This window comes from Gillisella taibaishanensis, assembly GCF_001938985.1.
GTDB lineage: Bacteria > Pseudomonadota > Alphaproteobacteria > Rhizobiales > Rhizobiaceae > Allorhizobium > Allorhizobium taibaishanense.
Genome location: NZ_MKIN01000022.1, coordinates 900361 through 925190, shown reverse-complemented (window position 1 = coordinate 925190; position 24830 = coordinate 900361). Strand labels below are relative to the sequence as shown.

Below are 24830 nucleotides of genomic sequence, written 5' to 3'. Positions count from 1 at the left end.
AGAGGATGTTATGGGCAAAGCAGGCAGGATCTTGGGCATCGTCGCAATCGGACTGGCAGTAACAGTGTCGGCCGTCGATTTCGCAGAGGCCCGGCGGGCCGGCAGCTCTAGCAGTTTCGGCAGCCGCGGCACGCGCACCTATACGGCGCCGCCAACGACAAGCACGGCACCGACAACGGCAGCACCCATTCAGCGCAGCATGACGCCCAATAGTGGCGTGAACTCGCCAGGATATCAGCAGCCGGCCCCTTCGCGCGGCCTGTTTGGTGGGCTTGGCGGCGGTTTGATGGGCGGCCTGCTGATGGGTGGCTTGTTCGGCATGCTGCTCGGCGGCGGCTTCGGCGGGGCGGCCGGCATGTTCGGCATGCTGTTCCAGCTGCTGCTGATCGGTGGCGCCATCATGCTGGCCATGCGTTTCTTTGGTCGCCGCACCGCGTCCTCCTATGCCGGCCCCACGTCGCGCAGTGATGCGTCCCCGTCCAGCCCGCCGCCGCAGGGCTCCGGCTTCGGTGGTTTCTCGGTCCCGAAGATCGGCTCCGGTGGAGCTTTCGGCGCTGGCCAGCAGCCGGCTGGCGTTGCGCCCGCTGTCGTCAAGTCAGGCACGGATGACGTTGGCATCGGTCAGAAGGATTTCGCAACTTTCGAGGAGCTGCTGAAAGAGATGCAGCGCGCCTATGGCGCCGAGGATTACTCGGCCCTGCGCCGGATCTGCACGCCGGAAGCTATGTCCTATCTTGCCGAGGAACTGAGCGAACACGCCACCAAGGGCCTGCGCAACGAGGTGCATGACGTGCGCCTGCTGCAGGGCGACCTTGCCGAAGCCTGGCGCGAAGGCCCTGTGGATTACGCTACTGTCGCCATGCGCTATGAAGCGATCGACGTGATGCGTGACCGCAATAGTGGTGCGATCGTCGATGGTGACGCCGTGCATCCGCAGCAGTCGGTCGAGATCTGGACCTTCGTGCGCCGCCCCGGCAGCGGCTGGAGCATCTCCGCTATCCAGTCTCCGTGAGGCGGCTGGTAACGGTGGCTTTTAAGCGCAACTAAGTCGCTTTTTCCCCTGTATGGAATGCTTCCGGTAGCGGCTAATTGCCATAAGCGTTCCGCTAGATGATGAATTAGACCCGCACGGTTGCTGACAGCCCGTGCGGGTTTTCTTTATCTCAAGCGTGATCATGATACGTATTCGGCCCGTTAATCTCGCTCTTGTGTAAGAGCAAAGCCTCACCGAGTAGCTATGGTGCCGTATTTTCCCTGACAAGCCAGCTGGATGTGGCGTCTACTGCCGCCGCTCTCGACAGGTTTTTTATGGCAGGTACGTGACATCGCTAGGCTTTCGCCGTTACGCAGCCTTCAGGTCGGCTGCCCTTAAACCAAGCCCCAAGTCCGCCCGTCACCGCCGCCCCTCAAGGGCAGCGGCGCATCTGGTCGGCATACATGGCGGCAATGGCGGCGAAGCGCTTGGCGCCGGCGAGCGCTTCCGGGCGAGCGCGATAGGCGCCGCGGCTGTAGCCGTCCTGACCGGAATGATAGGCCAGGTAGATGTTATAGGGCTGTGAGAAGGGAATGCCGTTTCTGAGATGGCTCTGGTAGTGATACCAGCCGATAAAGCGCACGGCATCGGCGAAATTGGTGCGCCGGGCCAGATAGCGGCCGGTTTCGCGCTGATAGCGGTTCCAGGTGCCGTCCAGTGCCTGCGAATAGCCATAGGCAGTCGAAACACGCTTCCAGGGAATGAAACCGAGAATGTAGCGCCGGGGCGGACGGGCGCGGGCGCGGAAGCTGGATTCGGTATAGATGGTCGCCATCAAGATGGGCACGGGCACGCCGTATTCGCGCTCGGCCGAACGGGCCGCGCGTTTCCAATTGTCGAAGGCGCCATCCTTCTGCTCGAAGATCGCGCAGGCATTGCGGATCTGGCTCGGAGGCCGGGCGCAGCTTGCCACTGCCAGCAAGAGGGCGATGATGAGGATTTTACGCATTACAAAACAAGCCTCTTCTATCACGCCTCATCCTATTCGCTAAAATTTAACGAAAAGTTTTCATTTCCTTTACGGCCGCCACTCTCGAAAGAATGGTCTCGCTTCCGTCAATCCTTGGTTGGCCCTGCTCGTCGCCAACGCGAGTGACGTTAAGGCTCTGTTGACACTTCTTTCACTAAAGCGTGCCACAAAGATGGAAATGCCCCTCTTGCCGACAACGGTTGGACGGAGCAGAACAGTCTTGGCGGCGTCATTTCGCGCCTGATTGATCCTGACGCTCGGCTCTGCCGTAGGACGTTGTGCGCCGGAGTTTGATCCGACCGCGGTAAGATGGGTTTGACGAGGTACAGGCTATGAAAACCAAAGATCAGCAACGCTCCGGCCATGGCCCGGCTGGTACGCCGGGCAAGGGTGGTGGGGTGACAATGCTGCAGGCGGTGGATCCGATGATGACATGTCGCGCGGGTAATCCGCGGCATCCGGCCGGACGCCGGCATATCCGCCGGGCAGGGATGTTGCTGTCGGTGCTCGGCATTGCCCTTGCTGCATCTTCCTGCGTCGCCGGCGGGGTCGATCCGCTATCGACCGCCTCGGTTTCCAAAAAACGGCCACCGGCCGCCAAGGCAATCGTGACGGAAAAGGGCGCGCCGGAGCTGGCGATGGTCAAGCTCAACGGGCTGTCTGCGCCCGTTACCGGCAACCGGCATCATATCGAAGCTGCCTCGGCCTACCAGACACTGCTCTATCCGACCAGCGGCAAGCTCGGCGAAAACAGTCTCGCCATCGAAGTTGGTCTCTCCGACAGCGACCGTTTCCGGCAGACCACGATGGCCAATGAGGCGTCTACTGCGGTGAAAAAACAGTTTCCCGGCATGCGTATGGTGATTGATGCTGGCCTGCACCAGAATGTCTATGGGCAGTTTGGCGTGGCGACCGGCGCGATTGGCAAGAGTGGCGGCGCCTGCGTCTATGCCTGGCAGGCGGTGAAGGACACACGTGCGTTCAAGACGGCTGTCAGCCTCGCTGATAAGACCGAGCTGAAACTGCCTGTGCGCGTCACCCTGCGTTATTGCGATCCGAAGGCAAAGCCAGAGCAACTGGCGCAATTGATGCAGACCCTGTCGATTGCCCCGCTGACCAGCCGCAGCCTGGATCTGTTGCGCTAAGCCCGATCGGGTTTGCGTCTTGCCTGCAGAATAAAGTGGAATCGCCGCAAGACGACATAATGTCTGGCGGCGACCACATCGTTCTCAGTGCAAGTTCTCTGGCAAATTTCGACTATAAGGCGAAATCTGGTTCTTTATTGATAAGGCCGAAATCTGCGGAACGATTCATGGCGGGCAACCGCCTGTCGGCTTTCGCGTCACACACATGGCACCATCTGGCCAATATGTGCCGCCTACCAGCTTTTCGAGATCTTCAGCGTAACGGTGCGGCCTTCGCCGTAGCCGCAGGTCAGCGTGCCCTGGCAGCCCGAGACATAGCGCTTGTCGAACAGGTTGGTGACAGTGAGTGCAGCGCCCCAATCGTCCTTCTTGTAGCGAATGGCGGCATCAAACAGCACGGCATCGGGCACTTTTGCGGTATTGGCGTTGTCGGCCCAGCTTTCGCCCTGGTAGCGGATGCCGCTGCCCAGGCTGACGCCGTCGAGCTTTCCGGCAAGGACGTTGGTAGGAACGGCATAATCCAGCCAGGCCGAGGCCAGCATTTTCGGCACGAGATAGGGTGAATTGCCGATCAGCGAGCGGTCGGCATGTTCGAGGATATCAAGATCCTGGTAGGTGAAGGAGGCAAGCGCCTTCCAATCGGCATTCAGGTCCACCTTGCCTTCCAGCTCGAACCCGCGTGAGCGCACTTCGCCGATCTGGCTGGAGAGGAAGGTCAGCGGATCGGTCACCGTCCAGTTGCGCTTGTTGATCTGGAAAACCGAGGCGGTGATCATGCCGGGAAAGGCGGTTGGCTCATATTTGACGCCTGCCTCGTATTGCTCGCCTTCCTCCGGCTTCAGCGGGTCGCCTTGCGTGGCACCGATCTGCGGGTTGAAGAAGCTGGCGATGCTGGCATAGGGCGTCACGCCGTTGTCGAATTGATAGGCGAGGCCTGCGCGGCCGCTGGCCGCGTTGTCGCTGCCGTCATAGTCGGCATTGGTGGCGGTGCGGTCGTTTGACGTCGTATAGACATAGTCGTAGCGGCCGTTCAGCGTTGCAATGAAGCCGCCGCCGAAATGGATCTGATCCTGCACATAGGCGCCGATCTGCTGCTGGCGCAGAACCTGATTGAGATAGACGGAATTGGCCGGCTGGACCGTGCCATAGACCGGATCGGTGACGCTGATCGGCGTATCGGTCGTGCTCGCCTGCACCTGGTCGAGTTGGTAGAATTTATAGTCGAAGCCCAGGGTCAGGTCGTGTTTGAGCGCTCCGGTCTCGACCTCGCCATTCACATGGTTGTCGATGGCAAAGGAATCGACCTCGGTATGGTGATTGAAGCCGAGGCGGGTGAGATAGGCCGGGCTACTCGCCGGTTCGTTCAGATAATTGCTGCCGGTGGCGGGATCGTAATAGCCATAGGTATAGGGCGTATTTTCCGCCTTGTTGAGATGGGCGTAGCGCGCGGTCTGCGAAAAGGTCCAGCCGTTTTCCATCTCGTGACTGAAATCGGTGCCGACCATGGTCTGGCGGGAATAGCTGTAATCGCTGTCCGGCTCGCCATAATAGGCATCGCGCGAGATGCGCCCGAACGAAGCCTTTTCCACCGTGCCGACATAGGGCAGGAAGCCGTTGGTGCCCGAGGTCTGGTCGAGATAGGAGTAATAGGCGTAGACATTCAGCTTGGTGCCGTCATCCGGAGCCCAAGTCAGCTGCGGCATGATCACGCCGCGAAAATCATGGGCATAGTCTTCGGCCTTGTCGCCGCCGGCGATCTTGCCGGTCAGGCGGTAGCTGAGGTCGCTGTCCTTGAACGTGTCGCCGGCATCGAAGGTCAGGAAGGCATTGCCATTGCTGTTGATGCCGGTTTCCGTGGTCAGGAATTTGTCGCCGGTCGGGCGCTTGCCGACCATGTTGACGATGCCGCCGGGATTGGCGCCGCCATAGAGGACCGAGGCCGGGCCTTTCAACACTTCCACCCGCTCCAGCACGACAGGGTCCACCAGAAAGCCGCCGAAGCCGTAGCTCCAGAGGTTGAGGCCATCGAGAAAGCTGCCGGCCTGGGTGGCATCGAAACCGCGCACATAGATCCAGTTCGTGTCGCCGTCGGCGCCAAATGGCTGGGTATAGACGCCCGCCGTGTAGCGGAGCGCCTCATCCACCTTGTTGGTCACGCCGCGATCGGTCATTTCCTGTGCGCCGACCACTGAGACCGATTGCGGCACTTCGGAAATCGGCGTGTCGGATTTCGAGCCGGTCGCGGTGCGGGTGGCGACATAGCCGTCGACCGGACCGGTTGCCGTGTCGCTCTTGCCCTTGACCGTTATGGTGGAGAGCTGCGTTTCGGCCTCCTCGGCATGCAGAGGGTGGGGCAGGGCGAAGCTGAGGCCGAGCGCCAGAAGGGCGGTGCCTGCCAGTAGCAGATGTCTGCGACGGCGGTTACCGGCGTGGCCGAAGCGGCCCTGTTCTGCCCGTTGCGATATTGTGCAAGCCTGGTTGCTCATCGTCCCCATGCGCCTTCATCCCCTGTCGTCAATCACCAGCAAGGCCCTGCCGAAGCGGGACTTGAGAATTGATGACTGAATAATTCATGTTTTAACTTGGCGCTTGTCTCGAGCCGGGATGGCTTGAACGGATTTGGGCAAACCTCGTCCACCTGCACAGAATTTTAACGGGTTTGCCTGGTGCGCGATGTTGCGTCACCGCAGCCGGGTCCGGCGCCATTCCGATGGCGAAAGCCCGGTGACGCGGCGAAAGCTGCGGGCGAAATGGGCTGCATCGGAAAAGCCGGTCTCGGCGGCAATCGCCGTCAGCGGCACAGTGGGGTCCGACAGGCGCTGCTTTACCCTGTCGATCCGCCGCTTCATCTGCCATTGCTGCGGCGAGACGCCGGTCGAGGCCTTGAAGGCGTGGCTGAAATAGCTGGGGGAGAGGCCGGTCAGCCCCGCGATTTCCTCCAATCGGATATTGCGCAGGCAATTGGCCTCGATGAAATCGCAGACCCGGCGCAATTGCCAGACCGCCAGCTTGCTGCGCTTGCGCACCGGTTTGGCGCTGAGATCCAGCACGTCGATCAGAAGTGCCGAGGCAAGGCCATCGCCATAGAGATCGTGCAGCGGTTCCGGACTGGCGATATCGGCGGCAATCAGGTCTGCCAGCGCCAGGATGCGCGCATCGTTCAGCAGGTAGCGCGGCTCATCGAGCCTTGCCCGGTCGGCATCCTCGCCCAGGCGGCGCAGCAGGCTGTCGGCATCGAAATGCAGGTCGAGATGCCGGAGACTTTTGACGCCCCGGATCGCGCTCGACATTTCCAGCCCCGCCGGAATGAAATGGGCGGCGCGGGCGATGGCGCCGGAAATGCGCCGTCCGCCGGTTTCCGTCAGGTGCAGATTGGCTCCGTCTTCGCCCTCGGCGTCGAGCAGGATGAACAGGCGTGGATCGCGGCTGAGATAATGGCCGCCGGCATCGGTCTCGCAATCGACCGTCCAGAGATCGGCGACCATGCCGTTCCAATAGCGCCGATGCAGGCCGGAGGCGACGGAGAGGCCGTCGATCTTGCTGGTCATGCGGGGCAGGTAGGACATCTGGTGTTCCGGGCGCGTCTGCGCAAGGCATGGCGGATGGGCTCTATTACGAAGAGAAAACGCAGTGCTCTCCGGAAAAGGCCAGCAAAAACAAACAGCCCCGACAGCCGCACGGCGCGCTTGCAACCTTGTGGTGCCAGGGGTGAAAACAGGCTTGCGCAGCATCAAGTCTGCGTATAGTTGAATTTTATTATCATGTTTTTTCGCTCCGGTTCAAGCCGGGCGTCACTGCTTATTTAGGGATATTCGATGGTGAGCGACAACAGGATAAACTCCGTTGAAGGCGACGCCCAGGCGATTTTCGAGACCCGGGCCCTGGGCTTTGCGGTCGAAGAGCGGGCGCTGCTGCAGGATGTGTCGATCTCGTTTCGCAAAGGCGAGATATCCGGTCTCGTCGGCCATAATGGCTCCGGTAAATCGACGCTTCTGAAACTGCTGGCTCGCCAGCAGAGGGCAACAGCGGGCAAGATCCTGTTTGCCGGCAGCGATGTCGCGGCCCTTGGCGCGCGTGATTTTGCCCGCAAGGTTGCCTATCTGCCTCAGGACGTGACGGCGGCGCATGGCATGACGGTGCGCGAACTAGTCGCCTGTGGCCGCTATCCCTGGCATGGCGCGCTTGGCCGTTTTACGGAGGCCGACCGTGACAAGGTCGAGGAGGCCTTGGCGCTCACTCACATCCAGCCGATGGCAAAACGCATGGTCGACACGCTGTCGGGCGGCGAGCGGCAAAGGGCCTGGATTGCCATGCTGGTGGCGCAGAACAGCGATTGCCTGCTGCTCGACGAGCCAACGTCTGCGCTCGACATCGCCCATCAGATGGAAGTTCTGGCGCTGGTGCGGCGGTTGTCGCGCGAAAAGGGCCTGAGCGTCATTATCGTCCTGCATGATATCAACATGGCCAGCCGCTTCTGCGACCGCTTGTTTGCGCTGAAGGGCGGGCAATTGATCGCCGAGGGTAGCCCGTCGACCCTGATGACCCGGGAGACGCTCAACGACATCTACGGCGTCGACATGGACGTGACCCGTCACCCGGCCCTGGAGATCCCGCTCGCCTATGTCTGCTGATCGCTTTTTGATGCTCAACCGCCGCCAGATGCTGGCTGGCGGCATGACCCTGCTTGCCGCTACGCACGGATTTGTGGCCGAGGGATTTGCCGCCGATGCGGCACCTTCGCGGGTCGTCTGCCTCGATTACGGGCTTGCTTCGACCTTACTGGCCTTCGGCGTCAAGCCGTTGGCGGTGGCCGCACTTGCCGATTGGGACAAGTGGGTCGAAGAGCCGCGCATGCCGCCAGGCGTGATCGATCTCGGTTCCTCTTGGGAGGTCAATTTCGAGCTGCTGATCGCGCTGAAGCCCGATCTGATCCTGTCGACTGCCTATAATGACCCGCTGAACCCGAGATTGGCCGAGGTGGCGCCGCTTTACCGCGCCAATGTCTATGTGCCGGGCGCGAACAATATCCTCGACGCCTCCTACGGCGCGACGCGGGACCTCGGCAAGGCGATGCGGATGGAGGCCAAGGCCGAGGCCTTCCTCGCCGAGGCAGATCGGTTCTTCGATGCCTGCCGCGATAGGCTGGCCCGGCATAATGTGCCGCCGCTGGCGCTGGTCAATTTCATGGATCCCAGACATGTGCGGGTCTATACCGCGCCGGGCCTCTATCACGATGTGCTGCAGCGGCTCGGCCTTGCCAATGCCTGGAAGAAACCAGGCGATTACTGGGGCTTCGAGCTGATCGGCATCGAGAGCCTGGCCAGCGTGGCCGATCCGCGCGCGCGGCTGATCGCCTTCGAGCCTGTGCCATCAGACGTCATGCCGGCGCTTGCCACGAGCCCGCTCTGGCAGGCCCTGCCGATGGCAAAGCCCGATCGTTTCACCGTTTTGCCGTCGACCCTGATGTTCGGAATGGTGGTAGAAGCCATGCGCTTTGCCCGCCTGTTGACCGATTACCTGGATGCGCATCCATGAGCCTTACGTCCCATGCCGGTCCTTCTCTCGTCACCGTCCTTCTGGTGGGCCTTGGTGTTCTGCTTGCCTGGCACGGCATCGCGCCGATTTTGGCGCGGCCGGAACTGCAAGGCTATGACGCCGACTATGTCGTGCTCTACAACGCCACCCTGCCGCGCCTGGCCATGGCGCTGATCTGCGGCGGCGCGTTGGCGCTGTCGGGTGCTCTCTTCCAGCAGGTGCTGCGCAATCCCTTGGCTTCGCCGACCACGCTTGGTGTTTCCGCCGGCGCCAATCTGGCCATCGTGCTGGCCCTGCTGTTGTCGCCCGGTCTGATCGGCTGGGGCCGTGATCTGGTGGCGCTGGTCGGCAGTACGCTTGCCGCTTGCCTTGTCTTGCTGATGGGCTTGCGCCGCGGCTTCTCGCCGTTTTCGCTGGTCATGGCCGGCCTCGTTGTCAGCCTCTGGTGCGGGGCGCTGTCGAGCGTGCTGGTGCTGCTCAACGAGCGCTATCTGGTCAGTCTGTTCATCTGGGGGGCGGGATCGCTCTCCCAGCAAAGCTGGACGCCGACGCTGAGCCTGCTGCCCAAGGTCGGTCTTGCCGCCGTCGCCTCGGCGCTGCTGCTGCGGCCGCTTGCGCTGATCGAGCTCGGGGAGGCGGGGGCAACCGCGCTTGGCGTCAAGACCAGCCATTTGCGGGCCATGGCGATTGCGCTTGCCGTACTGCTGGCGGCCTTCGTCACCAGCGCTGTCGGCGTCATCGGCTTCATCGGCCTGGTGGCGCCGACGCTGGCGCGGCTGACCGGCGCACGTCGGTCCGGCGCACTGCTGTTCTGGTCGACGCTGATCGGTGCGGGCCTGCTGTTTTTTGCCGATAGCGCCCTGCTGCTGCTGGCCGACAAGGTCAATGACATGCTGCCAACAGGCGCGGTCACGGCGCTGTTCGGCTCGCCGCTGCTTCTGGTACTGCTGCCGCTGCTCAAGACCCGTCACCGGGTGATGGTCGAGCGGGCCTTGAGGCCGCGTCAGATCGGCTCTCCAGGCCGGGTATTGTTGCTTGGGTTTATCGGCGCTATGGCGGTCGTGGCCCTGGCGCTGTTGTTTGGACGTAGCGTCACCGGCGGCTGGGCCTTTCTGTCGCCGTCGCTCTACGGCGATATCCTGCCGCTGCGCTTTCCACGGGTGCTGGCCGCTTTTGCCTCAGGCGCCATGCTTGCCGCGGCGGGCCTGATCCTGCAGCGGCTGACCGGCAATGAAATGGCCAGCCCGGAAGTGCTCGGCATCAGCGCCGGCGCCACCCTGGGCGTGACGATAGCGGTCTTTGTCGTCGCCGATCCCAATCTTGGGGAGCAACTCGGCTTTGCCGCGACCGGCTCGCTTGCCGTGCTGGCCATCATTTTCCTGTTTGCTGCCCGCTCGGGCCTTGCGCCTGAACGGGTTCTGCTGGCGGGTATTGCGCTCAGTGCCATGGTCGATGCCGTCGTCGGCGTGCTCGCGGCAAGCGGCGATCCGCGTGCCTCCTTCCTGATGCGCTGGATGAGCGGCTCCACCTATAACGTGACGATGACGGGTGCCGTCTCCGTTGCCGTGATCGCCGTCATCCTGCTGTTTGCCGCCGGCCTGCTGCGCCGCTGGCTCGACCTTCTGCCGCTCGGCCCCTCTGCCGCAGGGGCGCTAGGCGTACCGCTCGCATCGGCGCGGCTGTTGCTATTGCTGCTGGCTGGCGCCTTGAGTGGTGCCGCGACGCTGACCGTCGGCCCACTGAGCTTTGTCGGTCTGATGGCGCCGCATCTGGCGCGCGAGGTCGGCCTGACGCGGGCCGGACCGCAGACGATCGGTGCGGTGCTGATCGGCGGCATGCTGATGACCATGGCCGACTTCCTCGGACGCACCATCGTCCACCCCTATGAAATCGCCGCCGGTCTGGTCTCGGCCCTGATCGGCGCACCCGTCCTGATCCTGTTGATGCGGCGGCGGGCGTAGCGTTTCAGGTTGCTGTTTCAGCGCCGCCCTCTCATCTGCCCGCCGGCATCTCTCCCCTTTGGGCGAGAAGGGCGAGAGCGTCCTGGGCTTAATCCTCCTTGCAGATTGACGTGACTTTGATTTCCTTTTGCTGGCAAGCTGCTGGCGACAGGATCAGGGAGGAAGAGCGATGCATAAAGGATCATGCCTGTGCGGTGCGGTTCGTTTTCGGGTAAACGGCGATCTGCCACCGCCGGATGCCTGCCACTGTACGAAATGCCGCAAGCATTCTGGCCATTATTTCGTCTCGACCGAGATTGCCAGGGACAGGATCGAGATTGACGGTGCCGATAAGATCACCTGGTATCACTCCTCGGAGAAAGTGAGACGCGGCTTTTGCAGCGTCTGCGGCGCCTCGCTGTTTTTCGATCCGCCGCACAAGGATTGGATCGCCGTGGCCATGGGGGCCTTCGAGGGGCCGACCGGGACTGAACTCGGCCTGCATATCTTCGTCGCCGACAAGGGCGATTATTACGAGATTACCGACGGACTGCCGCAGAACCAGCAGTAAGTGCAAGCCGGCCGTTTGACCCTCTACAAACGAAAAAGCCGGCGGTCTCTTTCGACGCCGCCGGCTTTTCCAATCATACAATCAGGTGCTCAGCGCTGCCCTTACCAGGTGTATTTCAGCGTTCCCAGCACCGTACGACGGTCGCCGTAGTAGGACGAGCCGAAATAGGTGGTCGTGACATATTTCTTGTCAAACAGGTTCTTGGCATTTACCGCGAAGGTGACGTTGTCGGTGACCTTGTAGCTCGCCATGGCGTCGAACACGATATAGGAGGGGACCCGGACGGTGTTGGCTTCGTCGCCATAGGTCGAGCCGACATAGCGTGCACCGCTGCCCAGTGTCAGGTCTCCGCGCCAGCCATCGCCTGGAATGGTATAGTCCAGCCAAGCGGAAGCGACGTTCTGCGGCGTGCGTGACGGACGGTTGCCGGTATCGCTGGCCGTGCTGTCCTGCTTGATCGCGGCATCCCAATAGGAATAGGCGAGGGTCATGTTCCAGCGGTCGTTCAACGCAACCTTGCTTTCCAGTTCGACGCCGCGCACCTGGACCTTGCCGATCTGGCGCTGCAGGACCTGCGACACATTGGTGGGCACATTGGTCTGGGTGAGGTCGAACAGGGCAAGCGTGAACAGGGCGTCGAAACTGTCAGGCTTGTACTTCAGGCCGATTTCATACTGTTCGCCTTCCTGCGGCTTCAGCGTGCCCGCCAGGGTATACCCGTTGGCGGTTGGAGTAATCGTCGGCTGGAACGAGGTCGAGTAATTGGCGTAGGCCGCCAGTTCCGGCGTGATCTTGTAGCTCAGCCCGACGCGCTTGGTGAAGGCATCCGAGGTGTTGTCGTCTCTCGTTGCGGAGTTGAAGTAGTCGGCCGTCGTATTGACGTGGTCGTAGCGTCCGCCGAATGTCAGGATCCAGCGATCGTCCAGCGTCAACTGTTCCTGGGCGTAGACGCCGAGCGCCTTCTGCTTCACCCGCCAATCGATATAGGGGGACATGCTGACGCAGGCGCGGCCGCAATAGACCGGATTGCTGATGCTGATGCCAGGAGCGCTGCCCGCCAACATGTTTTCATAGGTATTGTCGAAGGAGTAGTCGACGCCCAGCAACGACTTGCTGTCGAGACGTGCGGTGCTGGTGTCGTATTCCAGCTGGTTGTCGATGGCAAAGCGGTCGGACTTGCCATCGACCGAGAAGGCCGAACGGCTGGCTGTCGGATCGGTCGAGGCACCGTAGACGGTCTCGTAATCCAGATCGACATGGGAATAGCGGGCATTCTGGCGGAAGGTCAGGCCATCGGTGATTTCATGGCGAAACTGGTAGCCGATATCCTTCTGGATGGTGTCGAACTTGTTGAAGTCAGGCTCGCCGTAGAACTTGGTGCTGTCGATCTTGATTCCGGCAGGGAAATCGACGGCGGGCGTGGTGTTGCGCTTGTTGTAATCGGTCAGGAAGGTCAGCGAAGTGCTGTCATCCGGGCTGATGGTCAGCGCGGGGGCAATATAGAAGCGGTCGTCATTGGAATGATCGCTGCCGAGGTCGGCATTCTGCCATTTGGCGGTGAGGCGATAGGTAAAGACACCGTCCTTGTCGATCGGGCCGCCGAAATCCGTACCGGTCTCGATGTGATCCTCGCCAAACGTTGTATAGACCTCGGCGTGAAATTGATCGGTCGGACGCTTGGTGACGGCGTTGATCATGCCGCCCGGGCCATTGAGGCCGAACAGGGTCGAGGTGGAGCCCTTCAATACTTCTACGCGCTCAAGGCCATAAGGCTCGGTGCGGGCGGCGGTGTACCAGCCGGGAATGCGGGCGCTGAGATCATCGCGGTAAAAGCCGAGCGTCGTCGTGTCGAAGCCGCGGATGCGATAGTAATCGTAGCGATCGTCCGAGCCCCATTCGTCGGAGACGACGCCCGACGTGTAGGCGACAGCGGCCTGAAGATCGGTCACGCCACGGGTTTCCATCTCTTTCATAGTGATGACGGAAACAGCCTGGGGAATATCGATCAGAGGCGTGTCGGTCTTGCTGCCGACGGTTGTATCTTCTGCAACGAAATTGGCGTCGGGACCGGTCGCGGTGCCTTTGCCTTTGACGGTGATGGTCGAGAGGTTGGTTTCGCCGTCCTGGGCGAAAGCGGGTGCTGTCGCCAGCAGCGCCATTGCGGCGATGCCGCCAAGCAGTGTCTGCGCATGGCGCGACAGTCTGTGGCTGGCAGGCTGCATACGCCCAGCGGGCGCCTTCGTCGATCTTGTCATTCTCCGCCTCTCCTTACATGCAATAGGTGCGCCCCGAAGCAGGTCCTTCGCGGCACAGGCGGACAATATGAACTATACAAATAGAGTCAACTTTAAAATTGACACAATTCCCAGAAATTCAAACTTTGCGTGCAGCTAAAAAAGATGAAGCTTTCGATTGTGCCGGGTTGCGTTCAGCACACCGCAGCAGTCGCTGCAAAATCATGCATTCAGCAGAATGGACTTTGATTTTTGGATTGAAATGGTAGCGGGGGGCGGACTTGAACCGCCGACCTTGGGGTTATGAATCCCACGCTCTAACCACCTGAGCTACCCCGCCACACATCGGTGAACCGGCTTGTGAAACAAAGCCGTCCGAAGCGATGGGCGGCTTATAAGTCGAGCGTCATTGCAAAGTCAAGCCGGCAAAATGTAAAAAAGGATGCGCTTGAGCCGTCCCCTGACGAAATCGGTATTTTTATCTTGTGAAACAGAGGTTTAAGCGGCAACGGCACCATTGAGAAGTGCCTTCAGATGCGCCTCGGCCTCGGCCTGGCGTTCCGAGCGCTCGATGAAGCCGCCGCCATAGACGCGGGCATCTGCACCTTCGGCCGAATAGAGCACGCAGGCCTGCCCCGGGGCGACGCCGGCCTCGCCCATTTCCAGGTCGACATAGATGCCATCAGCGTCGGCATGCAGTGTCGCAGGGGTTGGCGGACGGGTAGAGCGCACCTTGGCGAAACAGGGAAAACCGTCTTTTGCTTCTTCAACGATGGTCCGGTCGCCGAGCCAGTTGATGTCACGCAGGTAGACACGGCGGGTTTCCAGTGCCTCACGCGGCCCGACGATCACCCGGCGCGAGCGGGCATCGAGATAGACGACATAGAGCGGTTCGCCGGTGGCGACGCCCAAGCCCTTACGCTGGCCGATGGTGTAATGCAGGATGCCCTCGTGGTGGCCGAGCACCCGGCCGTCGAGGTGGACGATATCGCCGCCAAGCGCGGCATTCGGCTTCAGCTTGTTGATGATATCGGCATACTTGCCCTGCGGCACAAAACAGATGTCCTGGCTGTCGGCCTTCTGGGCAACGACAAGGCCCATGTCCTCGGCCAGCTTTCGGGTCTCGGCCTTGGAGAGGCCGCCGAGCGGAAAGCGCAGATAGTCGATCTGTTCCTGGGTGGTGGCAAACAGGAAGTAGCTCTGGTCACGCTCGCTGTCGATCGGCCTGAACAGGGCTCGGTGGCCGGGATCATCTGCCAAGGGCAGGGCGCGCGAGCGGATGTAATGGCCGGTCGCCAGCGCATCGGCGCCGAGTTCCCGTGCGGTTGCCAGGAGATCGGCGAATTTGACCGTCTGATTGCAGGCCACGCAGGGGATCGGCGTTTCGCCAGCGATATAGCTGTCCATGAACGGATTGATCACGGTATCGCGGAAGCGCTGCTCGTAATCCAGCACGTAATGGGGAATGCCGAGCGTTTCGCAGACACGGCGTGCATCGTCGATGTCCTGGCCGGCGCAGCAGGAACCGGCCCGGTGCACGGCGGCGCCATGGTCGTAAAGCTGCAACGTGATGCCGAGAACGTCATAGCCTTCGCGCTTCAACATGCCGGCCACGACCGAACTATCGACGCCACCAGACATGGCAACGACGACACGGGTCTCTTCCGGCTTCTTGTCAAAATCCAGCGTGTTCAAAGGCGTCATTTCTTCATTGGCTGCGGGATGTCAGTGGTCTCGTCCGTCTCTGCCGGGCAATGCGGCCTTGCAGCGGTCATTTTCGGCTGCGGTCTAGTGGGCAGGATATAGAAAGGATTGGCCTTCTGTGCAAGGTGGCATCCGTATTGCCAGCCATGCACGTCCCGGGCAGCGGTTCGGATGGCCAGGACGCGGAAGGAATATCGAACTGCTGATACGTGCTCTGGAATTTATCAGGGTCTGCTTTTCCCTGACAAACTCCTGGCAACGGCGCAGCACCATCCTGGCCGGCGGGGATGCCGTCGTTCGGTTGTGGCAAACCGTCTTACAAAGCGTTCAACTCCGCGCGGTGGCGTTGCATGGCGAGAAAGCGGGCGTAGTCGCGGTCATAGCGACCCTTCATCTCAAGGTTTGCCGTCACCGGTCGGCCCTGTTCGGCCATGGCGCGACCGGCCTCCACAAGGCTCGGATAAAGGCCGGCGGCGCTGGCGGCATTGATGGCGGTGCCGACCAGTACGGCGTCGGTTTCGTCGCTGGCCGAGAACTCGCAGCCCGTCGCGTCGGCATAAAGCTCCACCAGCAGCGGGTTTTTCACATGGCCGCCGGTCAGGTGCAGGCGGATGGGGTGCACGCCCTTGTCGGCCAGGGTCTCGACGATCTGGCGCAGGCCGAGCACGATGGCGACGCAGGCGCGCCAGTAGAGCCGGCAAAGCCCATCGAAAGACCGATCCAGCGTCAGGCCGGAGATGGTGCCGGTCAGGGTCGGATCGGCAAGGGGCGAGCGGTTGCCGTGGAAATCCGGCAGAACGTTGATTTTCTCGCCGAATGCGGGGCCTTCCAAGGCGCGCAGTTCCTGGATGCGGGCGATGACGCGGCGGTGGGTGTCGACGCTGGGGTCGCCGCCTTCGACATGGCTGCGCAGGATATGATTGAGCAGGTCGCCTGTGGCCGATTGCCCGGCCTCGACCAGCCAGAGATCGGGAAATACCGCCTCGTAATAGGGGCCCCACAGGCTATAGCCAAAGAAGGGCTGCGGTTTCAGCGCGATCAGGCAGCTGGAGGTGCCGCCGATCAGCGCGACATGGTTGACCTCGGACGCGGCAAGATCGGTGGAGCCGAGCACGCCAAGCGCGCCCGCATAGGCATCGACCATGCCTGACGCCACGGGAATGCCGGCATCGAGGCCCAGGGCTTCTGCGGCTTCCAGGCTCAGCATACCAACTGGCTTGCCGACCGCAACGGCGTCCTCCGGCAGGCCGGCGCGGGCCACAAGGTCCTCAAGGCCGATCTGGTCCAGAAAATCCTGCTGCCAGCCGGGTTTGGCATGGCCGAAGAAGGTCCATTTCGAGGTCAGGGTGCTGATCGAGCGGGCGGTGCTGCCGGTGGCTTTCCAGGTGAGGAAATCGGCGAGGTCGAAGGCATGGCCAAGGCGCGCCCAAAGCTCAGGCCGTTGGCGCTTCAGCCACATCAGCTTGGGGATTTCCGCCTCTGGTGACAGCGCGCCGCCATTATGGGCGAGCACTGGGTGGTCGATCCGGCCGCATTCCTCCGCTTCTGCGGTGGCGCGGTGGTCGAGCCAGGCAATGGTGTCGAAAGGCGCGTCTGGATTGAGGCAGAGCGGCTGACTTTGGCGGTCGAGCAGGACCAGTGAGCAGGTTGCGTCGAAGCCGAGTCCGGCGATGGCGGCGGCAGGCACGCCTGAGGCGGCAAGAGCAGACCTGACGGCAATGCAGCAGGCCGCCCAGATATCCCTGGAGCTATATTCGCCGCTGTGATCGCTGGGGCGGGATAGCAGGATCGGGTGCTCGCGCCGTGCCAGCAGCCGTCCGTCCTTTGCCACGACGCCGGCGCGTGCGCTGCCGGTGCCGACATCCACGGCAATCAGATGGTCTCGCATGATGATGTTGTTTCCGCCCTAGAGTCTGCCGGGTTTCAGATTTGAACCTGACAAACTCTCGATTCCCTCGTGTTCACTTGTCTTTGCGGGAAAACCGATCTCTCGTTTTCCCTGACAAACTCTTGCCTTCACAGTCCATTCCGCAGCACGGGCCGGCTCGCTCCCGTGCCGCCAATCATGTGTGAACAACCGCTTATGGAATAAATTGGACCAGATCTGCCATGACGTCAAACTTGGCGTCCGGGGCGAGCTCGTCAATGCTGCGATGGTAGATATCACCCACCGCATGGCCGCCGCCGGTAAAGGCCAGCGCCCGCATGCCGGCGGCGCGCGCAGCCTTCAGCCCAGCGGGGCTGTCTTCCACGACGACACAGGCCGAGGGAGGCACGGTCATTTTATCTGCCGCATAGAGGAAGAGGTCAGGGGCCGGCTTGCCGTTCTTCACCATGGTGGCGCTGAAGATATGTGGGCGGAAGCGGTCGATCAGCCCGGTCACGTCGAGCGACAGGGCAATGCGATCCGGCTGGCTGGAGGAGGCGACGCACCAGGCGATGCCTGATCGGCTTAGGTCGTCGAGCGCATCCGTCAGTCCGGCAATCGGCTGCAAGTCGCGGCGGAAGCGGTCGAAGAGATGGGCGCGCAGGCTGGCGAGAAAGGCCTCGTCGATGGCCAGCGAAAATTCCGTCTTCGCGGTTTCCACCACGGTCGCCATGCTGCGGCCGAGGAAATGGCGATAGACATAGTCAGCATCGATCGCCACGCCGGCCTTTTCGAACTCGGCCACCATGACCTCGACCGAGATCGGCTCGCTATCAACAAGCACGCCGTCACAGTCGAAGATCACCAGCTTGGTGGCCGGGTCATGCATCATCTTATCCTTTTCAGCATTTCCAGCAAAAGCGTCAGCCGGTCTGGCGTCTGGAAATACGTTTCGACTTAAGCCGCGGCTAAGCTGCCATCGATGTAGCTCTGCAGGGTCTTTGCGGTGCCATGGGTGCGAAGGTGCTGGAGCGCCTTGGAAAAACGCTGCCGGAACCTGTCGTTTTGCCCCACGGAGCCGAAGATATCGTCAAGCGCAAGGAATAGCAGCGGATCTTGCTGCGAAGCAATGGCTGTCTTCTGCAGGCGCTCGGCGCTCGCATCATTGAAGACAATAGCCTTGCCGCTGTCGGAATTGCCTTCGAAATAGCGGCACCAGAGGGCAGAGACCAGCGCCAGCCCGACGACGTCAAGACCCTTGGCGAGACGATCTGCGGTCGATGGCAGGATGAATTTCGGCTGGCGGTTCGAGCCGTCCTGCGCCAGACGCGGAATGGTGTCGCCGATTTTCGGGTTGGAGAAGCGGCTCTCGATCAGCGTCGCATAATCCTGCAAGCTGGTATTGGGAACTGGCGGCACGACGGGGATAATTTCGTCGTGGGTCAGCTTGGCCAGAAACGCGCGGATCAGCGGATTTTCCATGGCTTCGTGGACAAAATGAATGTCCATCAGCGCTGCCGGATAGGCAATAGCCGCGTGGCCGCCATTCAAGATGCGCAGCTTCATCAGCTCATAGGGTGCGACATCTTCAACGAAGGTAACGCCGACTTCCTCAAAGGCCGGGCGGCCGAGCGGGAACTTGTCTTCCAGCACCCATTGCTTGAACTCTTCGCAGAACACCGGCCAGGCATCGTCAATGCCATAAGCATCGCGGGTCATGTCGATTTCACGCGGACCGGTGGCGGGGGTGATGCGATCCACCATGGAATTTGGGAAGGCGACGTGGTGGTGAATCCACTCGGCAAAATCGGGATCGGAGAGTTTGGCAAGACCGATAATGGTGGCTTCCGTTACCTCGCCATTGCCGGGGATGTTGTCGCAGCACATCACGGTGAAGGGCGGAATATTGGCGGCGCGGCGGGCCTTAAGGCCTGCGATTATCAGGCCAAACACTGTCTTCGGCTGGTCGGGGTTTGCAGCATCCGCAACGATGGCCGGGTGCTTGGGATCGAAATGGCCGGTGGCGGGATCGATGAAATAGCCGCCTTCGGTGATGGTCATCGAAACGATGCGAATGGCGGGATCGGCCAGCTTTGCGATCATGCCGGCAAAGTCAGGGGCGGCGATCATATCCACCATCGGCCCGGTGACGGTGGCAGCGCTCTTCGCCACATCCTGCTCCACGACAGTGGTCAGATAATCCTGAGCAGCGAGCTTTTCCTTCATCTTGGCATCGGATGGCAGCACGCCTGCGCCAATGATCGCAAAATCGAGATCTTTGCCGAGATTGAACAGCTCATGCAGGTAGATGGCCTGATGGGCGCGGTGGAAATTGCCGACACCGAAATGGACAATGCCTGCCGTGAGGCTGTCGCGGGTATAGGCCGGAATAGCAGCCTTGGCGCTGGCGTCCTTCAGGGTGGAGAGGGAGAGTTTTGTGGTCATCGGGTTATGTCCTGAATGAATTTCGGGAAATGGGTGGGGAAAAGACCCCCTCTGGCTGCCGCCATCTCCCCCACAAGGGGGGAGAGACCGTGGGGCCGACGTGCGCCTCTATCAGCAATCGACACCCGCATATTGCGAATGGTTTAACCGGAACGAGCGGCTTGCCGTCTGCTTTCTCCCCCCTTGTGGGGGAGATGGCGGCAGCCAGAAGGGGTACGCGAAGCGCTCTTTTGAGACCCAAAGGCATCGCAAAACTCCACCGCTCCCCACCCATGTCAGCTCATCCAATTGCCGCCATCGACGTTATAGGTCTGGGCCACCACATAATCGGCGTCGCTGGAGGCCAGAAAAATTGCCATGCCGGTCAGATCCTGGGCTGTGCCCATACGGCCAAAGGGAACGGCTTCGCCAACCAGCTTCTTCTTTTCTCCGGGCGCGCGGTTCTCGTGCTTGGCAAACAGCGCATCGACGCCATCCCAATGTTCGCCATCGACCACGCCGGGGGCAATGGCGTTGACGTTGATGCCGTGTTTGATCAGGTCCAGCCCCGCCGATTGGGTCAGCGAGATGATGGCCGCCTTGGTGGCACAATAGATCGCCACCAGCGCTTCGCCGCGCCGTCCGGCCTGGCTGGCCATATTGATGATCTTGCCGCCTTTGCCACGGGCAATCATCGACTTTGCCGCTGCTTGCAGCATGAACAGCGATCCCGCGACATTGATCGAAAACAGCCGGTCATAGCTCTCGCGCGTGATCTCGACGATTGGAGCCAGATCAAACAGCGCTGCGTTGTTGATGAGGATATCAAGGCCGCCGGTCTTGTCTTCCACGGCCTTGATGGCGGCATCGATGGACGCCTGATTGGTCACATCCAGATGCACGGCATAGGCCTTGTCGCCGATAGCCTTGGCGGTTTCCGTTGCTCGTTCCATGTTGATATCGGCAATGGCGACCGTTGCGCCTTCGCGAACATAGGCTTCGGCAAAGGCGCGGCCGATGCCGCGGGCCGAGCCGGTGATCAGGGCGGATTTTCCCTCGAGTCTGCCAGTCATACGGCCATCTCCTTCACGTTCAGGCCCTGCTCGTTGAAGCGATGGATGCGGCTGTCGTCTGGCGTAATGAACACCGTATCGCCATGGCGGGCGGTAAAATCGCCATCAGCACGGGCGGTCATCAGGCCGATGCCGGGGACGTCGACATGCAGATGCGTGTCGGAGCCGAGATGTTCGGCGATGGTCACCTTGCCCTGCCATTTGCCTGCAGAGGTCGACAGCGTCACATGCTCGGGACGGATGCCGATGGTTTTCGCACCATAGGGAGCGGCGGCTTCGCCTGAAATCAGGTTCATCTTCGGCGAGCCGATAAAGCCGGCGACGAAGAGGTTGGCGGGGTGATGATAGAGCTGCATCGGCGAGCCAACTTGCTCGATATTGCCCTTGTTCAGCACCACGATCTTGTCGGCCATGGTCATGGCTTCCACCTGGTCGTGGGTGACGTAAATCGAGGTTGCGCCGAGCTTCTGGTGCAGTTCGGTAATTTCCAGCCGCATGTTGACGCGCAGTGCTGCGTCGAGGTTGGAGAGCGGCTCGTCGAACAGGAAGCAGGAGGGCGAGCGCACAATCGCGCGGCCAATCGCAACACGCTGGCGCTGGCCGCCGGAGAGTTGGCGCGGCTTGCGGTCGAGATAGTCGGTGAGGTTGAGAATGCGGGCGGCATCCGTGACCTTGCGGTCGATCTCGGCCTTGTCGACACCGGCCATTTTCAAGGGAAAGCCGATATTGGAGCGCACGCTCATATGCGGATACAGCGCGTAGGACTGGAACACCATGGCAAGACCGCGTTCAGACGGCTTGGTGTCGGTGGCGTCCTTGCCATCGATGAAGATCTTGCCGCCTGACGTATCCTCGAGCCCGGCAATCAGCCGCAGCAGGGTGGACTTGCCGCAACCGGAAGGGCCGACGAAGACGACGAATTCGCCATTGTTGATTTCGAGATCAATGCCGGGAATGACCTTATGTTCGGCAAAGGCCTTCGAGACGTTTTTAAGCTGAATGCTGCCCATGTTCGTTTTCCTTATTATTTCACAGCGCCGAAGGTGAGACCACGCACCAGCTGTTTCTGGCTGAACCATCCGAGCACGACAATCGGGGCGATCGCCATGGTGGAGGCAGCCGAGAGCTTGGCGTAAAACAGGCCTTCGGGGCTGGAATAGGAGGCGATGAAGGTGGTGAGCGGTGCTGCCGCCGAGGTCGTCAGGTTGAGGGTCCAGAAGGCCTCGTTCCACGACAGGATGATGTTTAGGAGCAGCGTCGAGGCAATGCCCGGAACAGCCATCGGCGTCAGCACATAGATGATTTCCTTGACCAGCGACGCCCCGTCCATGCGGGCGGCTTCAAGGATCTCGCCGGGGATTTCCTTGAAATAGGTATAGAGCATCCAGACGATGATCGGCAGGTTGATCAGCGTGAGCACGCCGACCAGACCAATGCGGCTATCGAGCAATCCACTATCGCGAAACAGCAGATAGATCGGGATCAGCGCGCCCACCGGCGGCATCATCTTGGTCGACAGCATCCACATCAGCACGTCTTTCGTGCGCTTGGTGGGCGAAAAGGCCATGGCCCAGGCGGCAGGAATGGCGATGGCGAGGCCCACGAGGGTCGAGCCGAAGGAGATCACCACCGAATTCATGAAGTGGGCGAAATAGTCGGAGCGACCCTGCACCTCGACATAGTTTTCCGTGGTCCAGTGGAAGAACAGGAACACTGGCGGCGAGGCGATGGCATCGCCTTCGCTCTTGAAGCTGGTGAGGAAGGTCCAGAGGATCGGGAAGAACATCAGCAGACCAATCGCCCAGGCAATCAGGGTGAAGGTCAGCTTGCGTTGGGTAGAAATTTCGCGGGCCATGATCAGCTCTCCAGGTTCTTGCCGATGAGGCGGATCAGGAAGAAGGCAACGATATTGGCCAGCACCACCGCGACAATGCCGCCTGCGGATGCGCCGCCGATATCGAATTGCAGCAGGGCCTGATTGTAGATCAGATAGGTCAGGTTGGTGCTGTCGGTGCCGGGGCCGCCATTGGTGGTGACAAGAATTTCGGCAAACACCGAGAGCAGGAAGATCGTCTCGATCAGCACCACAACGGTGATTGCCCGCGACATGTGCGGCAGGGTGATGTAGATGAATTTCGAGATCGGCCCGGCTCCATCCATTTCCGCTGCTTCCTTCTGCTCCTCATCGAGAGATTGCAGCGCGGTGAGCAGGATCAGGGTGGCAAATGGCAGCCATTGCCAGGCAACGATGACAATGATCGAGGTCAGCGGAATGGCGGAAAGCCAGTCCAGCGGCTCTAGCCCCACCAGTCTGAAGGCGAAGGCAAACAGCCCGTTGACCGGGTTCATCAGCATGTTCTTCCACACCAGGGCCGCAACGGTCGGCATGATGAAGAAGGGCGAAATCACCAGAATGCGGACGATACCCTGGCCGAACATCGGCTGGTCGAGCAACAGCGCCATAGCAATGCCGCCGATGATCGAGATGGCCAGCACGCCGCCAACCAAGATCAATGTATTGGTGAGAGCTGCAAAGAAGGCCGGATCGGTGAGGAAGTATTCGTAATTCAGCAAGCCGACGAATTCATGCACGCCGGGCATCAGCAGATTATAGTTCAGCACCGAGAAATAGATGGTCATGGCCAGCGGCACGATCATCCATGCAAACAGCAGGATGACAGAGGGTGCCATCATCCATCGGGCCGAGGAGTGGGTATGGGTCGTCGCCATGTCTGCCGCGCCTCTTTGGGGTGTTGGAGTTTTGATGGTGTGGTTGGGAAACCCCCTCTGGCCGCCGCCATCTCCCCCACAAGGGGGGAGAACCCGATCCGATATCTTCCATTTCAAACACAGCTTAGGGCGGTGTTCTTCGACGTGTGGATTGGGGGGCGAGAGTCATCTGCCGGGCATCTCGCCCCTTGAGGGGGAGATGCCCGGCAGGGCAGAGAGGGCTTTTTTCCCTTACTTCTTCGGATAACCCGCCTTCTTCATCTCACGCTCGGTGAGTGTCTGGGCGGTCTTCAGCGCCTGATCGACCGTGGTCTGACCGGCAAGGGCTGCCGAGAATTGCTGGCCAACGGCGGTGCCGATGCCCTGGAATTCCGGAATGGCCACATATTGCACGCCCTCGTAAGGCACGGGCTTGACGCTTGGGTGCTTCGGGTCTGCCGAGTTGATGCTGTCAAGCGTCATCTTCGCAAACGGTGCTGCCTTCTGGTAATCGGCATTGGCGTAAAGCGAGGTGCGCGTGCCCGGAGGAACGTTGGCCCAGCCATCCTTTTCGGCGACCAGCTTCAGATAGTCCTTGCTGGTTGCCCAGGCGATGAACTTTTCAGCGGCTTCGACCTTCTTGGAACCGGCAGGGATGGCGAGGTTCCAGGACCACAGCCAGTTGCCGCGCTTGCCAAGACCATTGTCTGGAGCCAGTGCAAAGCCGACCTGATCGGCAACCTTGGATTCCTTCGGGTTGGTCACGAAGGACGCTGCAACCGTCGCATCGATCCACATGCCGCATTTGCCGGTCTGGAACAGGGCGAGGTTTTCATTGAAGCCGTTGGAAGACGCGCCGGGAGGGCCGTCCTTCTTCATCAGGTCCACGTAGAACTGAAGGGTCTTCTTCCATTCCGGCTGATCGAACTGTGGCTTCCACTGTTCGTCAAACCAGCTTGCGCCGAAGGAGTTGGACATGGCGGAGAGGAAGGCGATATTTTCGCCCCAACCAGCCTTGCCGCGCAGGCAGATGCCGTACACTTCCTTGGACTTGTCGGTGATCTTGTCGGCTGCTTCCTTGATGAAGTCCCAGGTCGGAGCATCCGGCATTTTCAGGCCTGCTTTTTCAAACAGGTCCTTGCGATACATCACCATCGAGCTTTCGGCATAGAAAGGTGCTGCATAGAGCTTGCCATCGACGGTCAGACCAGAGCGCACCGGCGGCAGCAGGTCTTCTGCATCGTAATCCTTGTCGGCAGACAGCTTGTCCAGCGGTGCCAGCCAGCCCTGCTTGCCCCAGATCGGTGCTTCGTAAATGCCGATCGTCATCACGTCATACTGGCCACCCTTGGTGGCAACATCGGTGGTGACCTTCTGGCGCAGTACGTTTTCTTCGAGCGTGACCCACTTCACGTCGATGCCAGGATTTTTCTTGGTGAAGTCGTCCGTCAGCTTCTGCATACGGATCATGTCGCCATTGTTGACGGTGGCGATGGTCAGCGTTTCCGCAGATGCCATGCCAGCCATGGCCAGCACCGAGCAGGCGCCCAGCAATACAGTTTTCAAAGTCATATCTTCCTCCCAGAAGCGCAATTCGATGCGGTCGGTCCCTAAAGCGGTTTGGC

General features: G+C 60.8%; 19 protein-coding genes and 1 tRNA gene. 6 read left to right on the top strand and 14 right to left on the bottom strand.

Annotated elements, in window-relative coordinates; genetic code table 11:
- Positions 1–10: 10 nt before the first annotated feature.
- Positions 11–1012, top strand: a complete 1002-nt coding sequence (locus BJF91_RS15415) for a Tim44 domain-containing protein (protein ID WP_075615330.1) — start codon at positions 11–13, stop codon at positions 1010–1012.
- Between the two features lie 394 nt (positions 1013–1406).
- On the opposite strand, the gene BJF91_RS15410 is transcribed toward BJF91_RS15415, so the two are convergent.
- Positions 1407–1982, bottom strand: a complete 576-nt coding sequence (locus BJF91_RS15410; RefSeq protein ID WP_075615329.1) for a transglycosylase SLT domain-containing protein — start codon at positions 1980–1982, stop codon at positions 1407–1409.
- Between the two features lie 353 nt (positions 1983–2335).
- Here BJF91_RS15410 and bcsN point away from each other — a divergent pair, with 353 nt between their 5' ends.
- On the top strand, positions 2336–3148 hold the full coding sequence (gene bcsN / locus BJF91_RS15405) for a cellulose biosynthesis protein BcsN (RefSeq protein ID WP_075615328.1): 813 nt from the start codon (positions 2336–2338) through the stop codon (positions 3146–3148).
- Positions 3149–3381: 233 nt separating this feature from the next.
- Here bcsN and BJF91_RS15400 read toward each other — a convergent pair whose 3' ends face one another.
- Positions 3382–5634 carry a TonB-dependent siderophore receptor gene (locus BJF91_RS15400; protein ID WP_083943354.1) on the bottom strand — a complete coding sequence of 751 codons (2253 nt, stop codon included), beginning with the start codon at positions 5632–5634 and terminating at the stop codon, positions 3382–3384.
- 195 nt (positions 5635–5829) lie between these two features.
- Positions 5830–6714 (bottom strand): helix-turn-helix transcriptional regulator, encoded by an 885-nt coding sequence (locus tag BJF91_RS15395; protein ID WP_075615327.1) that lies wholly within the window; start codon positions 6712–6714, stop codon positions 5830–5832.
- Positions 6715–6963: 249 nt separating this feature from the next.
- On the opposite strand from BJF91_RS15395, the gene BJF91_RS15390 reads away from it, so the two are divergent.
- The 4 genes from BJF91_RS15390 to BJF91_RS15375 all read left to right on the top strand — a co-directional run bounded on the left by BJF91_RS15390 (position 6964) and on the right by BJF91_RS15375 (position 11194).
- Positions 6964–7779: an ATP-binding cassette domain-containing protein gene (locus BJF91_RS15390; RefSeq protein WP_075615326.1), complete on the top strand. Its 816-nt coding sequence runs from the start codon at positions 6964–6966 to the stop codon at positions 7777–7779.
- Complete coding sequence (locus BJF91_RS15385; protein WP_083943321.1) at positions 7769–8683, top strand: iron-siderophore ABC transporter substrate-binding protein; 915 nt, start codon at positions 7769–7771, stop codon at positions 8681–8683. Before BJF91_RS15390 ends, BJF91_RS15385 begins: the two co-directional genes overlap by 11 nt.
- Positions 8680–10644 (top strand): Fe(3+)-hydroxamate ABC transporter permease FhuB, encoded by a 1965-nt coding sequence (gene fhuB, locus BJF91_RS15380; RefSeq protein ID WP_075615325.1) that lies wholly within the window; start codon positions 8680–8682, stop codon positions 10642–10644. Before BJF91_RS15385 ends, fhuB begins: the two co-directional genes overlap by 4 nt.
- Positions 10645–10813: 169 nt before the next feature.
- A complete protein-coding gene (locus tag BJF91_RS15375; protein ID WP_075615324.1) occupies positions 10814–11194 on the top strand; it encodes a GFA family protein in 381 nt (126 codons plus the stop codon).
- 101 nt (positions 11195–11295) lie between these two features.
- Here the strand turns inward: BJF91_RS15375 and BJF91_RS15370 are convergent, their stop codons facing one another.
- The 11 genes from BJF91_RS15370 to BJF91_RS15320 form a co-directional block, all read right to left on the bottom strand.
- Positions 11296–13353: a TonB-dependent siderophore receptor gene (locus tag BJF91_RS15370; RefSeq protein ID WP_407639891.1), complete on the bottom strand. Its 2058-nt coding sequence runs from the start codon at positions 13351–13353 to the stop codon at positions 11296–11298.
- Positions 13354–13691: 338 nt separating this feature from the next.
- A tRNA-Met gene (locus BJF91_RS15365) sits at positions 13692–13768 on the bottom strand.
- Between the two features lie 158 nt (positions 13769–13926).
- Entirely contained in the window at positions 13927–15123 is a 1197-nt protein-coding gene (mnmA, locus tag BJF91_RS15360; protein ID WP_075615681.1) for a tRNA 2-thiouridine(34) synthase MnmA, read from the bottom strand.
- A 325-nt stretch (positions 15124–15448) separates the two neighbouring features.
- Positions 15449–17020 carry an FGGY-family carbohydrate kinase gene (locus BJF91_RS15355; RefSeq protein ID WP_075615322.1) on the bottom strand — a complete coding sequence of 524 codons (1572 nt, stop codon included), beginning with the start codon at positions 17018–17020 and terminating at the stop codon, positions 15449–15451.
- 193 nt (positions 17021–17213) lie between these two features.
- Positions 17214–17888: an HAD family hydrolase gene (locus BJF91_RS15350; RefSeq protein ID WP_075615680.1), complete on the bottom strand. Its 675-nt coding sequence runs from the start codon at positions 17886–17888 to the stop codon at positions 17214–17216.
- Between the two features lie 68 nt (positions 17889–17956).
- The gene (locus tag BJF91_RS15345; RefSeq protein ID WP_075615321.1) at positions 17957–19444 is read right to left on the bottom strand and encodes a mannitol dehydrogenase family protein; all 1488 of its coding nucleotides are present in this window, start codon (positions 19442–19444) and stop codon (positions 17957–17959) included.
- Between the two features lie 275 nt (positions 19445–19719).
- Positions 19720–20496, bottom strand: coding sequence for an L-iditol 2-dehydrogenase (locus BJF91_RS15340; protein ID WP_075615320.1), 777 nt, complete (start codon positions 20494–20496; stop codon positions 19720–19722).
- On the bottom strand, positions 20493–21506 hold the full coding sequence (locus BJF91_RS15335; RefSeq protein WP_075615319.1) for an ABC transporter ATP-binding protein: 1014 nt from the start codon (positions 21504–21506) through the stop codon (positions 20493–20495). Before BJF91_RS15335 ends, BJF91_RS15340 begins: the two co-directional genes overlap by 4 nt.
- A gap of 14 nt (positions 21507–21520) precedes the next feature.
- A complete protein-coding gene (locus BJF91_RS15330) occupies positions 21521–22351 on the bottom strand; it encodes a carbohydrate ABC transporter permease (RefSeq protein WP_075615318.1) in 831 nt (276 codons plus the stop codon).
- Between the two features lie 2 nt (positions 22352–22353).
- Complete coding sequence (locus tag BJF91_RS15325) at positions 22354–23226, bottom strand: carbohydrate ABC transporter permease (protein WP_075615317.1); 873 nt, start codon at positions 23224–23226, stop codon at positions 22354–22356.
- A gap of 231 nt (positions 23227–23457) precedes the next feature.
- A complete protein-coding gene (locus BJF91_RS15320) occupies positions 23458–24777 on the bottom strand; it encodes an ABC transporter substrate-binding protein (RefSeq protein ID WP_075615679.1) in 1320 nt (439 codons plus the stop codon).
- Between the last annotated feature and the right edge of the window lie 53 nt (positions 24778–24830).